Origin of the sequence: Pseudomonas sp. fls2-241-R2A-110, from assembly GCF_030209165.1 — a bacterium.
GTDB lineage: Bacteria > Pseudomonadota > Gammaproteobacteria > Pseudomonadales > Pseudomonadaceae > Aquipseudomonas.
Map to the genome: position 1 here is coordinate 119,443 of NZ_JARVSN010000036.1, position 12,620 is coordinate 132,062.

Below are 12,620 nucleotides of genomic sequence, written 5' to 3' on the forward strand. Positions count from 1 at the left end.
AGAGACATGGAAAGCAGTACACCCCTCCCCAGAAAATACTTTGTCGTCGTCACTCACAGCCCGGCATTACAACTTGAGCTTGAGGCATTACTCTCAAGCGAGCGATATAACTCATTCGGCACGTCGCAGGCAAAAATGTTTGTCGAAGGTGTTGCCCGTCCCTCATCAACGCCGAAACTCATGGAGTTTATCTCCCCTCACCTGGACAACAATGTCCCACCTGTTATCAAGCATGATACTCAGCGCATCCTCTCGACATTTGAGTCCGAATGGTTAGCCGCGCAATCCGACACATCGTTTAATAACATCACTTCGCTGACAGGCGACACTCGGGACGAGTCCGTCTCACTGCATGTGAAAGCCCCCTCTCCCTGCTCAGACGTCTGGCAACTGAGCAATGGCAGCGGTGCGCTGATCAAAGATGATGTCGAAATTGTCTTGACCGGCCTTGAGGCGACACTGGTCAATAAAATGCTGCATCATGATGATCGAGTGGTCAGCAAAGATGATCTGATTCGCAGTATTGGCAGAGAGCCCGAGCACTATCGCGGCCTCGAAATGTGCCTCAGTCGATTACAGGAAAAGTTTAAAAATGCCAGTAATGGCGAGCGCCTCTTCCGCGCGGTTCGAAACCGTGGCTATTGCCTGATACAGAAAATCACACGGGGGAAAAGTATCACCTGAGCCCAACTAATGACCCTTTTTGGTAGTGCATTACAAAAACAAGAAAGCACTTCACGACTCTACTTTCCGCCCACCTTTCACCCTGACTTATTTCCTCCCGCCCTGCCTTGCGCCCCCCTTACTTAATTATCGACCATTTCTAACACCGCCCACCCAATCTAACGCAACCAACAACTAACAACTCGTTAAAAGTCGTCAGACTGCTTTTACATCGATCAATTAATCTATTCACTGACGAGCGCGCCGCACAGTGGCGTTTCGATCGTCAACGCAACGCCATCTTATAAAAACAATAACGCTGATTTATCAACTTTGGCTGTTGTCTGTCGACGCGCAAATGGACGTATTTTGGGGATATCGCATGGTTAACAATCTTCGTATCAATCGAAATACCCACCTCAAAGGACTGACCTTCTGGGGACAGTGGGCATTGGGTCAGGGCTATGTAATGGCCCTGTTGTTTTTATTGGTTTATTACCAGACGGGAACACTGGAGTTCTATTATCGAGTCTGCGCCATTCTGACGGTACTGGCCTCGGTACCCGCTTATACATGGTGTGGCGTCTATGCCAAGAAGGACAACTACCTGGCGGGAATGGGACGTTTGCTGATGGGCTGGTCAATGACACTCGCGGCATTGGCCTGCGTGGCATTTATCTGCAAGGCTGATGAACTGTTTTCGCGCCAGATCATCCTGGTGTGGGCGGCAGCCGGTTACCTGGGGCAAGCTCTGCTGTACGTGCCGCTGCATGGATTCTCGCAATACTATCAACGGTCACTTCAGAGCGAGCATAAAACCCTGATCGTCGGTACAGGCGAGCTGGCATTGGGGCTCGCCAGAAAGCTGCGCAGCCTTGAGCACTTTCCGCTGGTGGGTTTGGTCAGCACGGACACAACGCTCCCGCTGGGCTTGGGAGCGCCGCGTATCGTCGGTCCTCAGGAGCAACTGCTGGAGTTGATCAAAGCCCACGACATCCGCCGTTTGTACATCACGCTGCCCCTGAGCGAAGCGGCAAAGATCGAAGCCATGTACATCGATCTGTTGGGGGCCAATGTCGATGTGGTCTGGGTGCCGGACTTGAACAGCCTGACGTTGCTCAATCACTCGGTGCGGGTCGTGGACGGCTTGCCGGCGATCTATTTGAACGAAAGCCCGTTGACCAGCCAGCCCACCGCCGCTCTGAGTAAAAGTCTGTTGGAAAAGAGCGTGGCGCTGTTGGCCATTGTCCTGCTCAGCCCCCTGCTGTTGCTGATTGCCCTGGCTGTGAAACTCAACTCTCCAGGGCCGGTGTTCTTCAAACAGGACCGTCACGGCTGGAATGGCAAGGTAATCCAGGTCTGGAAGTTTCGCTCGATGCGCGTGCACGACGACCATGAAGTCAAACAGGCCAGTCGAAACGATTCGCGGATCACCGCGGTGGGACGGTTTATCCGCCGCACGTCGCTGGATGAGTTGCCGCAACTGTTCAACGTGCTGCAAGGGCATATGGCCCTGGTGGGCCCACGTCCGCACGCGGTTGCGCACAACGATTACTACTCCGGAAAAATTCTCGCCTACATGGCCCGTCACCGAATCAAACCGGGTATTACCGGCCTGGCTCAAATCAACGGATGCCGCGGCGAGACCGACACCCTCGACAAGATGCAGAAACGCGTGGAAATCGACCTCAAGTACATCAACAACTGGTCGTTGTGGCTGGACCTGAAGATCCTGGTGAAGACACCCTTCACCTTGCTCTCCAAAGACATCTATTGATGGCTTAGTGGCCGGGCACCGCAGTATGACAAGGGGACGCAAGTCCCCTTTTTCGTGGGCGTCTATCAGGCTTTGCCGCCCGATCAAGGCCATTGACCGAGCGTGACAGGAGCGCCGCCGGGGATCTGGCTTACGGGTTTCAGTGGGTCGGGGATAACGCAGCGAACGCTGCACAGAAGAGGTTTCACCGTACGACCTTAAGGGCACGGCCCTTGCGGTAGGATCGCATCGCGAGCTACAGCGCTGATCGCCCTGTAGCCCGCTCGCTTTTACTCAGTGATCTTGTCGAAGTTGCGGTAGAACATGTCGCTGTCACGGCTATCGGTCATGGAGTGTAGCCAGTAGCTACGATTGAGCCGCGCGCCACCGTCCCGGGTCAGTGGTGACCAGACGATATTGGCGCGGCGCATGGTCGACATGCTCATGAGTTCGTCGAAAGGAATCGAGAGGTAGATGCCTTTGTCGAAACTGCCTTCGCCGTATTCTGCTGTGGTGGCAGTGGTCAACGTGGCCCAGGCACCGAATCGCACGCCATTGGAAAACTCCCGCGACAGGTCGATCGTGGTGCCCCAATCCCGCGCCAGGTAGCGTCCAACGCTCACGGCGGCCTGGGTATCGAAAGGCAAATCGGTGTAGCCGGTGATGTGGCCTGTCACGGTCGAGTAATCACGCAGGCCAAAGCCCTGGTTGAACTCGCGCTGACGCACATAGTTCAGGTCCGCGCCCACCGACCAGCGCTGGCCCGTCGGACGAAACAGCACCTCACCGCCAACGCCGGCAAACATCGATTCCAGATAACCGCCGTAGACCATGCCAAACAGGTCTTTATCGAGCTGCTCGGCGTGGCTGAGCTGAAACGTCGGCATGGTGACGTCCGACGTCGTCAGGTACTTTCGCAGGTCAGTGCGCACTCGGGGCAAGCCGCTCGGCGCGTCGTAGGTAAAGTGGTCGTAGTTGTTCGCCAGATTGGCACTGAGCATGCCGCTCCACCACGTATTACGCGTGAAGCGATACTCGGCGTCCGCATCGGCACTCAACTGATAGAGCAAGCCATCAGGGCCGCCGACGTTCTGTTTATAGCCCAGCCCGACCCCGTAATTGAACGGATCGCGCGCTGCGGTATAGAGCGTGGTCTCGGTGTGTGGCATCGCCGCATTGACCTCGGTGCTGCGGTGCAGGGCTTGCAGCGGTTCCTCATTGTTGACCACTTCGCGAAAGGTCTCGCGCGGCACGCTGGTTTCTTCCAGCGGCAGGTCGTAGCGCTTGTTCACCAGGGTGAACCAGTCGATGTCGTCGTTGACGCTGTTGTCCAGAATCCGGCTGGCGCGGCCGACCGCTTTTGCCGAATGGAAGTAATTCGACTGCTCGCCGTATACAAACAATTCTGAGCCGCGCTGGGTGATGCGCTCGACTTTGTAGCCGGCGTTTTTCTGCAATCGTTGCGACACGTTGGCCCAATTGACCTGGTCCGGCGCAGTGTTGGGTGCGTGTGCCGGCAGACGCTCCGCCGGCGGATCGTAAGTCTTGGCCGGCGCTTTGCGGCTGACGAAGTTGGTGTGCAGGGTAATGCCGAACATCGCGGTATTGCCACGTTCCCAGCCAGCGCTCAGGTCAACCGAATCGGTCAGTTTGAACACCGCGCCCAGGTTGATGGGCGAGTCTTGCTTGATCACGTTGTCCTTCGGTTCGTTTTTATAGTCGTTGCCTTCGTACTCGAGTTTCAGGCTGAGCGGCTCCCAGGGGGTCTGGTAGGTCACGCCGCCAAACAACGAGGGACGTCCACGGAAATAGGCGCTGGTATTGACGTCACCGGTGCCCTCGCCCTCCGGCCGGGTCTTGAAGCGATCATCCGCCCAACCCAACGGGTTTTCGAAATCGCCTCGATTGCCGATGTAGCCCCAGGCAATGCCCGCGCTGAAATCGAAATCGTCATAGCGTTTGTTGGCGACCAGGAACTCGCTGGAGAACAGACCGGTGCCGCCCACGTCGCGAAAACCCAGGGCCACATCAGGTGCCCAGTGGGTTTCTTGCCACAGGCGCACCTTGAGGTCCACGGCCTTGTCTTTGTAGCTCTGGTCGCCGCTCAACGATTCGGGACCGTACCGGCGGTTGGTGATGGCGGTGTAGCGAAACGAGCCTTCCAGCCATTCAAATGGCTGCAATGAAACGCTGTAGCGACTGTAGGGGCTGGTCCGACTGGCGTTCACACTCAACTCGCCGGCCGGGGCCATTCGGGCGGTCGGCGTCTGCATCAAGCCCACGCCGCCGAAATCATTCTGAGTCAATCGCGGCTCTGCGTGAGCCAGACCACACGGCAATAACAACACTGCTGCAAAACGTAAATTCAAGGAACCACCTCAGCCAGTTGCGTGGCAAGAAATTCGGCCAACTGCTGATTCAGTTCAGGTATAGGCGGATTGAGATCATCGTTTTTGACGGGGACCAGGATCTTGCTGCCTGCGGCGGGCACCTGACCGCTTTCGCGATTCCACGGCGCGATGCCGACCCGTCGGGTGACGCCATCGGGCTGAATGATCCACAGGTAATCGGCTTCGGCGTCGTCGCTCAGTGGCGAACACGCTTGCAGGTAATCACGAGCCTCTTGCATCGGCCGATAGGTCAGCCGGCACGGTTCGGCGACCGCGCCCAACACGTCAACCACATTCGAACGCGTCGGGTAGATCAGGCTGTCGCCGTCATTGAGGCGAAAGTTGCGCGCGAACCCGACTTCGACCGCCACAGGGTCCAGCACGGCCACCTGGCGCCCGGTCACCGGCAAGCGGCTGACGTGCTCATACAACTGCAACGCCAACGCCGCCCGGCTGGGACGGTCAAAGAGCAACGCCATGCGCTGCAGCACTTTCAAATCGAACAAGACGCCTGCTTTGAGCTGAGTCTGCTCGTCGAGCAGTGACCGTCGCAGCCAGGCCGCCGCCAGCCAGTAGCCTTCAGGATTGGGCTGCGCAATGCGCATGACGTCCAGCACGCGGCCACCGGGTTGCAGCTCGACCAGCCCCGGATGGCCGACGTCGCCATCAACGCTGACCCCCGCCTGGCTCACGCCCGCCAAAACCCAAAACAGACACGGGCATAACACCTTTGAAAGCTTCAACGGACCGCCCCGCGTTCAGCGGTCAACTGCACGATCTTCACGCGCAGTTGCGTCGTCAGTTGCTGCTCACTTTGCAGGATGAAACCACTGTCGGGATCGACCCAAAAATGATTGGTCGCGCGCAGGCCAATCGCCGGCGCATCAATCTGCTCATCGACACGCAACACAGCGTATTCCTTGTCCAGAATCCTGATGGTTTCCATGGCTTGCCGGGTGAAGCGACTGTTCACCGCAACCCCCACTTCGTAGCCGTGATAGAGATCGATCCAGCGCTGGCTGGTGTAACCGTCGGGCAGCCGATGGAGGCCTTGCCTGAACGGCGAGACCGCGTCAAAACGGGTCCCGTCCAGATCACCACCAAAGCCCAGACCGACAGTGCGAACCGCCAGTCCATCGCGCAGCATCAGCACTTGCTTGCCGGACGCGACCCAGTACTGAAAATCACCTCGGGCACGCACCATCGCCAACACCCCGACGCCGGACGGGGTGGTCAGTTTGAGTTGGGGGTATCGAACTTCGGCCACTTGGGCCGGGGTCAATTCCAGATCATCCGGACCGCTGGCCACGGCTTTGAAGTTCGCCAGCGTGGCCTTCATCAGGGGATTACATCCACACAACAGCAAGGCCGCCATCAAGCAGACGCTAACGTTCAACGTTCTCACAGTGGGACCAGGCCTTATCTGCTGTTGGCTTCACTTAAATTGTTTTGTGCCGCTGCGCCCATACCGAGAATCGAGGCGGATGGCACCAACTGACTGATGAAGCGGTTCCAGCGGGTGACGTTGGCAGGGCCCACGTAGACAATGTCTTGCGGGCGAACATCGAAGTGAGTGGCGAGCGCCATGGCGGACGGTGACTCGGCTTGCAACTGATAGATTTTTGCGGGTTCTGCATCGAGGTTTTCCACACCCCGGATGACGTACACGGCGTTGCCGTTCGACGTGGTCTGGTTCAGGCCGCCGACCGAGCCGATGACGTCAGACAGATTCATGGTGCGGGTCTTGAACGTCAGCGCGCGCGGCTGATTGACCTCGCCCATCACGTAGATCTTTTTGCTGTCGTTGTACGGCAGGTACAACTGATCGCCGCCCTTGAGGTAGACCTTTTGCAGCTCGGCATTCTGTTGATTGAGCGCATCGAGATTGAGCGGGTATACCCGTCCGTTGCGCGTCAACAGCAGTCCCGACAAGTCGGCATTCACCGGGTCGATGCCGGCCGAGCCCAAGGCTTCGACCACATTCAGCGCATTGGTGGAAATCGCTTGCGGGCCGGCTTTCAATACCGCGCCCGAGACCACCACTTTCTGACTGGCAAAGCGCAGCACGGCCACATCCACTTGCGGGTCCGAGATAAAGGTCGACAACTTCTCGGCGATATCGGATCGCAGTTGCTGAACGGTCTTGCCAGCGGCCTGGACCTCTTTGATGTAGGGGTAATAGAGCGTGCCGTCGGAACGAACCAGACGGCCGTTGGCATCAATTTGCTGTTGCGCCCCCGAGGGTGCGGTCAGTTCAGGGTGGTCCCATACCGTGATGTACAACACATCGTTGTTACCGATGCGGTATTCGTCCGGCGGGGTCAACAACTCTGCGGGCAGTGACTCGTGTTTCTGCGAGGCCCTGTCCATGGCGATGAGCTTGGGGGTAATCGGAATAAGCTCGACCCGACTGCTTTCACTGGCACCTTCGCGCGTAATCTCGCTGGTACTCAGATGTTGCCCCGGCGAAAACATACAACCTTGCAAAGCAATACTTGCCAGCATTAAAAATGGAACACTACGAATCATAATGGCACTACGCTATTCAAGGGCAAACCCAAAACAAGATCGCCCAGTGTTAGCCGGGCAATCTTGAATGACACCTGCGATATTTATCAGTTACTTGTGCCGGTCGTCCCGGTAGTGCCCGTTGTCCCGGTGCTGCCGGTTCCGCCATTGGAACTTCCGCCGCTGTTGGACGCGGCCACGGCACCGGCCACCAATGCGGTGCTGGCCACCGCCGCTTGACCAGCCGTCACCTCACCCACAACTTTGGTGTCCAGAGTGAGTGCCTCTTCCGCGGCGAGTGCCCAGCCGCTCGTCATCGACAACAAGGCACATAACATCATCTTTTTCATATCAAACTCCTTCCGGCGTGTTCTTTATATCTACGGACTTGCGGGCACTGTTTCCAGTCAATTTTCCCGACCTTAATTAACATCGCCGCCAGATATAACAATCGAGCGAAAAACACCCCGTCAAACCCACGCCCATCAGCCTTGATCGAGGTATCCCCTGGGATGGCTCGATTGCCAGCGCCAGGTGTCCGTCATCATTTCCTGCAAACTGCGCGTGGCCTTCCAACCGAGTTCCTTCTGCGCCTTGGAGGAATCAGCCCAACACTCGGCGATATCGCCCGAGCGGCGCGGCATCACGCGATAAGGCACCGACCGCCCCGAAGCCTGCTCGAATGCACGAACGACTTGCAGCACGCTGTAACCGTCGCCGGTGCCGAGGTTCCAGACATTGATTCCGCTACGCGTCGAGATCGATTGCAGTGCCTTGAGATGCCCGTCCGCCAGGTCCACCACATGAATGTAGTCGCGCACGCCAGTGCCATCGACCGTGGGGTAATCGTCGCCGAATATCGACAGTTCCTGCAGGCTGCCGACGGCGACCTGACTGATGTAAGGCACCAGGTTATTGGGAATCCCACTGGGATCTTCACCCATATGCCCGCTCGCGTGAGCGCCGATCGGATTGAAGTAACGCAACAGCGCGATGCTCCATTTCGGCTCTGCCGTGCACAGGTCACGCAATACGTTTTCGATGATCAGCTTGGATTGCCCGTAAGGATTGGTGGGCGTGCCCGTGGGGAAATCCTCGCGAATCGGCATCTGCTCAGGCGCGCCGTACACCGTGGCCGACGAGCTGAACACCAGCCGGAACACACCGGCCGCGGCCATCGCCTGGCACAGCGTGATGCTTCCGCAGACGTTGGTTTCGTAATATTCAAGAGGCTTGCGCACGCTCTCGCCGACCGCCTTGAGGCCGGCGAAATGCAGGACGGCATCAATGGCATGCTGCTGAAAAATCCGGTCCAGCAAGGGCCTGTCGCACACGTCCCCGTGAATCATTAACGCGGATTTCCCGCAGATGGCTTCTACCGCATGCAGCGCGGCGTCAGAGCTGTTGCACAGGTTGTCCAGCACGACCACTTCGAAGCCCGCTTCAAGCAGCGCAAGTGTGGTGTGAGAACCGATATAACCGGTTCCACCCGTTACCAGAATCTTCATAGAGCGGTCCATAGTGGGGGTATTTAAGTGTTCAACTGTCCGGTGCCAGGTCTATAACTCCCGGCACACATCACACAGCGACGCCCACTACTAATTAGCACCTCACCCGAACTAACACTATTAACCGACACCGACTAAAACTAACTAAACTCGCACCGGCCAGACAACTAATAACATTTCCAAAGTTACAAGCGTGCCACTAATTGCCATGAGTCCACCGCTGGGGTATTAAAGTGCAAACGCTGTAATACATCGATATTCACAGTCCCGTCTTTCGTGTTCTGTGAACAATGACTTTCCAGGATATATCTATGATTCGTAAATGCTTGTTCCCCGCCGCCGGCTATGGCACGCGCTTCTTGCCTGCTACTAAAGCAATGCCAAAGGAAATGCTGCCGATCGTCAACAAGCCTTTAATTCAATACGCCGTGGAAGAAGCACGAGATGCCGGCTTGCAGCACATGGCAATTGTGACTGGCCGGGGCAAACGTGCACTGGAAGACCATTTCGATATCAGCTATGAACTGGAACACCAGATTCGCGGCACCGAAAAAGAAAAGTTTCTGGCCGGCACCCGCGAGTTGATTGAAACCTGCACCTTCGCCTATACCCGCCAAGTCGAAATGAAAGGCCTGGGGCACGCGATTCTCAGCGGTCGCCCCTTGATCGGCGATGAACCATTTGCCGTGGTGCTGGCCGATGACTTGTGCCTGAACCTGCAAGGCGACGGCGTCCTGGCGCAGATGATTCAGCTCTACAAAAAATTCCGCTGCTCGATCGTGGCCATTCAAGAAGTCCCCCATGACCAGACGCACAAGTACGGCGTCATTGCCGGCGAACTGATTTCCGAAGGGATCTACCGGGTCAACAGCATGGTCGAGAAACCGGCCCCTGAGGATGCGCCCTCCAACCTGGCAATCATCGGCCGCTACATTCTGACCCCGGACATCTTCGACCTGATCGCCGACACGCAACCTGGCAAGGGCGGCGAAATCCAGATCACCGACGCACTGATGAAGCAGGCGCAAAATGGCTGTGTGCTGGCCTACAAGTTCAAAGGCCTGCGCTTTGATTGCGGTGGCGCGGAAGGCTATATCGACGCGACCAATTTTTGCTATGAGCAGCTGTACCTCAACGGCCTTTAAGCAACGCTCACCCTGCGCATCCGACATCAAACCCCTTCATCCAGGCAGGCCACTATGACCACCGCAAAACGCTCGGCAGACATCGAACCGAAGGCGAGCAACTTCGCAGTGATGGCCTGGCTGGGCACCAGCCTGCTGGTGGAGCGCATCGGGGTGTTTCCCTCGTCGGGCGATCTCCTTCGCCCGGTCAAGGCGCTGCGTCCCCTGCTCGCTCACCTGAAGAGCCTGTACGTTCAACAGGCGCTGGACATCGAGGAGCACAACGGACTGAAAATGATATTCAACGACTGGCGATTCCGGGTTCGCCCCCATGACAGCGGCCCGGTTGTCGTGATCACGGTTGAGACACGCTGCGATGCTGATCTGATGCCGCTGAAAACCGCAGAGTTGCTGGGTCATCTGGAGCATTTTGAGCGGTGACGATTATTTCAACCCGGCACCGCAACCCTGCTCACCGACCCCATCGACGATCAGTCGATAGAGATGATCGGCAATCAGCCGGCCGCCCGTACCGGGAATGGGATGGATCTTGTCCGGGCCGATCATCGGGGTCGGCCCGTCACTGGCATAGCGTTTGAAGTCGGGACCGAATGCACACTGCAAACTCAAAAACGTGATGGTTTGCGAACGCGCCCAGGGTTCCAGCACCCGGGCATAATCCGCCATCGGATAGGCACTGGATCGCGTGGTGTCCTGACGCAGGATCACGTCGATGCTCGCCGCTGGATGGATCTCGCGAATCATCCGCACCAGCCCTTTGATGTTCTCCAGATAATCCTGGGGCTTTACGCCAAACCCCTGATCGTTACCACCCAACATGATCAGGTAAACGTCCGCCGGTATCTTTGAAACGACTGCCTTCCACTGGGTTTGCCACTGGCTGTCGTCTTTATAAAAGTCAGCGGATGTGGCGCCGGAAGCGGCGAGCTTTGAGACCCTGACGCCGCCGCGATTATTGGCCAACCACAAACCGAACAACGTCGGCGCACCCTTCACCACTTCGAGTCTTAACGCCCAATCCGCGCTGGCGGGGACGCTCAGTTGCACTTCCTGTACCCCGGAACCCGCCATCTTCAACGCCTGCCAAGGGTCTGAAGGTGCCCACCGATAGCGCAACTCATTGGTTTTGCCGTCGCCCAGATAGAGCAATCTGGCCTGGGCAATGGACGTATCGATGACGGCCGTCTGACTGGAATCCACCTCAAGCCACGCCCCTACCTGGCCGGTCACAGTGCGGCTGTCCGGGCTCGCTTGGCCAAGCCTGGAAACGTCCCAATCACCACTGAAAAACTTCTCGCTGCTGCGGGTGTATTTGACGTTGGTACCGCCGAGCGCGCCGCCGTGGTTGAACCCGACATACCCGGGCCCGGCGAAACCGAAATCCTTGGCCAACCGCTGAGTCAGGCTGTTCAGATAAAAGTCCTGCCCGGCGCTGTAGCTGTCGCCAATCACTGAGATGTCCAGCACCTCCCCGGCTTTACCCTTGCCCAGCGCGGCAAATCGCTCACTTGAACTGCGCACCTCGACAACCGGAGCCGGCACGGGACGCACATCATCGACATAGGCCATTGACTCATCCCTCCTATCAAATCACCCGCTGAACACTGCTCAGGATTGAGAGACTTTCAGCTCGGGTATTGGCGTCTTTTTACCGCTCGCGCGCTCACCCAGAAACAGCACGGACGTCAGGGCGAAACGACTGAACATATTCGACAGCAGCACCGGCCCCAACAGCCCGCAGAGCACACCGCCGATGACCAGGAGGCTTTCGTCCGTAATGCCCAGTCGACCGAACGCGAACCGTGAACTGGCTGCAAACAACACGTGAAACAGGAAGATCGCGTAAGAATATCCACCCAGCCAGATCAGTGCTTTTGAACGCATGTCACTCGACAACAGCGCCACGCAGGACGTACAGCCGACAAGTAATCCGACAAGGCTTCTGCGATCGACGATCAATTCGCGGTCCACGGCTGCAATGTAGAGCAATGCGATGGAGATCAACACAAACACGACCGGCCCGATCACTTTGAGCGATTGCTTTATCACCGCGACTTTCTCGTGGCAGATCATTCCCGTGACGAAAAACGGCAGCAAATAGAACGCGCCATTAATGCCAAACGCATCGATCGAGAAAGGCGGCAACAAGAACGCCACCGCTGAAAACAGCAACAACAGGTACAGCCGCGTCATCGTCTGCAACAGACCACGCCACTGAAGAAAACCGACAAACATGAAAATGATGAACACCGCCTGCAAAAACCAAAAATGGTTAACCGGCACATAAAACGACAACAAGGCCTGGAATAACCCGACGTCCTTGTTCACACCCGGCGCCACAGCCTGCAACACCGAAAATGGAACACCGACAAAAAACAACGGCACGATCAACCGTCTCACCTTGCCTGTGCAGTAAGCGGAAAAGTCATTGCCCCTGATTTTGTAGATGGAATAGATGTAGCCCGATATAAAGGTAAATAGCGGCATCCTGACGTACACCATCGAGTCAGCCAGCACTCGAAACGGCGACCCCAGGTCTATTTTCAATCCGCCCCCCAGCGGCCCGATCACGTGATAGAGCACCAACAACAAACACGCCAGGCCTCTGAGGGTTTCTATTTCCAGCGACTTCTTCTTGCTTTGCATACAG

Annotated in this window: 12 protein-coding genes; 4 read left to right on the forward strand and 8 right to left on the reverse strand. The window is 57.1% G+C overall.

Annotated elements, in window-relative coordinates; translation table 11 throughout:
• Window positions 1–6: 6 nt before the first annotated feature.
• Window positions 7–684 carry a winged helix-turn-helix domain-containing protein gene (locus QRN31_RS27095; RefSeq protein WP_285435704.1) on the forward strand — a complete coding sequence of 226 codons (678 nt, stop codon included), beginning with the start codon at window positions 7–9 and terminating at the stop codon, window positions 682–684.
• 361 nt (window positions 685–1,045) lie between these two features.
• A complete protein-coding gene (locus tag QRN31_RS27100) occupies window positions 1,046–2,440 on the forward strand; it encodes an undecaprenyl-phosphate glucose phosphotransferase (protein WP_285435706.1) in 1,395 nt (464 codons plus the stop codon).
• 269 nt (window positions 2,441–2,709) lie between these two features.
• On the opposite strand, the gene QRN31_RS27105 is transcribed toward QRN31_RS27100, so the two are convergent.
• The 6 genes from QRN31_RS27105 to galE all read right to left on the reverse strand — a co-directional run bounded on the left by QRN31_RS27105 (window position 2,710) and on the right by galE (window position 8,825).
• On the reverse strand, window positions 2,710–4,788 hold the full coding sequence (locus QRN31_RS27105) for a YjbH domain-containing protein (RefSeq protein WP_285435708.1): 2,079 nt from the start codon (window positions 4,786–4,788) through the stop codon (window positions 2,710–2,712).
• The gene (locus tag QRN31_RS27110; RefSeq protein WP_285435710.1) at window positions 4,785–5,552 is read right to left on the reverse strand and encodes a capsule biosynthesis GfcC family protein; all 768 of its coding nucleotides are present in this window, start codon (window positions 5,550–5,552) and stop codon (window positions 4,785–4,787) included. Before QRN31_RS27110 ends, QRN31_RS27105 begins: the two co-directional genes overlap by 4 nt.
• Window positions 5,549–6,214 carry a YjbF family lipoprotein gene (locus tag QRN31_RS27115; RefSeq protein WP_285435711.1) on the reverse strand — a complete coding sequence of 222 codons (666 nt, stop codon included), beginning with the start codon at window positions 6,212–6,214 and terminating at the stop codon, window positions 5,549–5,551. Before QRN31_RS27115 ends, QRN31_RS27110 begins: the two co-directional genes overlap by 4 nt.
• Window positions 6,215–6,228: 14 nt before the next feature.
• Complete coding sequence (locus QRN31_RS27120; protein ID WP_502942526.1) at window positions 6,229–7,338, reverse strand: polysaccharide biosynthesis/export family protein; 1,110 nt, start codon at window positions 7,336–7,338, stop codon at window positions 6,229–6,231.
• Between the two features lie 86 nt (window positions 7,339–7,424).
• Complete coding sequence (locus QRN31_RS27125) at window positions 7,425–7,667, reverse strand: hypothetical protein (protein ID WP_259150505.1); 243 nt, start codon at window positions 7,665–7,667, stop codon at window positions 7,425–7,427.
• Between the two features lie 135 nt (window positions 7,668–7,802).
• Window positions 7,803–8,825 (reverse strand): UDP-glucose 4-epimerase GalE, encoded by a 1,023-nt coding sequence (galE, locus tag QRN31_RS27130; RefSeq protein ID WP_285435715.1) that lies wholly within the window; start codon window positions 8,823–8,825, stop codon window positions 7,803–7,805.
• 311 nt (window positions 8,826–9,136) lie between these two features.
• Here galE and galU point away from each other — a divergent pair, with 311 nt between their 5' ends.
• Complete coding sequence (gene galU, locus QRN31_RS27135; RefSeq protein WP_222585489.1) at window positions 9,137–9,970, forward strand: UTP--glucose-1-phosphate uridylyltransferase GalU; 834 nt, start codon at window positions 9,137–9,139, stop codon at window positions 9,968–9,970.
• Window positions 9,971–10,024: 54 nt separating this feature from the next.
• The gene (locus QRN31_RS27140) at window positions 10,025–10,390 is read left to right on the forward strand and encodes a mannose-1-phosphate guanylyltransferase (protein WP_285435716.1); all 366 of its coding nucleotides are present in this window, start codon (window positions 10,025–10,027) and stop codon (window positions 10,388–10,390) included.
• Between the two features lie 3 nt (window positions 10,391–10,393).
• Here the strand turns inward: QRN31_RS27140 and QRN31_RS27145 are convergent, their stop codons facing one another.
• Window positions 10,394–11,539 (reverse strand): SGNH/GDSL hydrolase family protein, encoded by a 1,146-nt coding sequence (locus tag QRN31_RS27145; RefSeq protein ID WP_285435717.1) that lies wholly within the window; start codon window positions 11,537–11,539, stop codon window positions 10,394–10,396.
• Between the two features lie 39 nt (window positions 11,540–11,578).
• Window positions 11,579–12,616: an acyltransferase family protein gene (locus tag QRN31_RS27150; protein WP_285435719.1), complete on the reverse strand. Its 1,038-nt coding sequence runs from the start codon at window positions 12,614–12,616 to the stop codon at window positions 11,579–11,581.
• Window positions 12,617–12,620 lie beyond the last annotated feature (4 nt).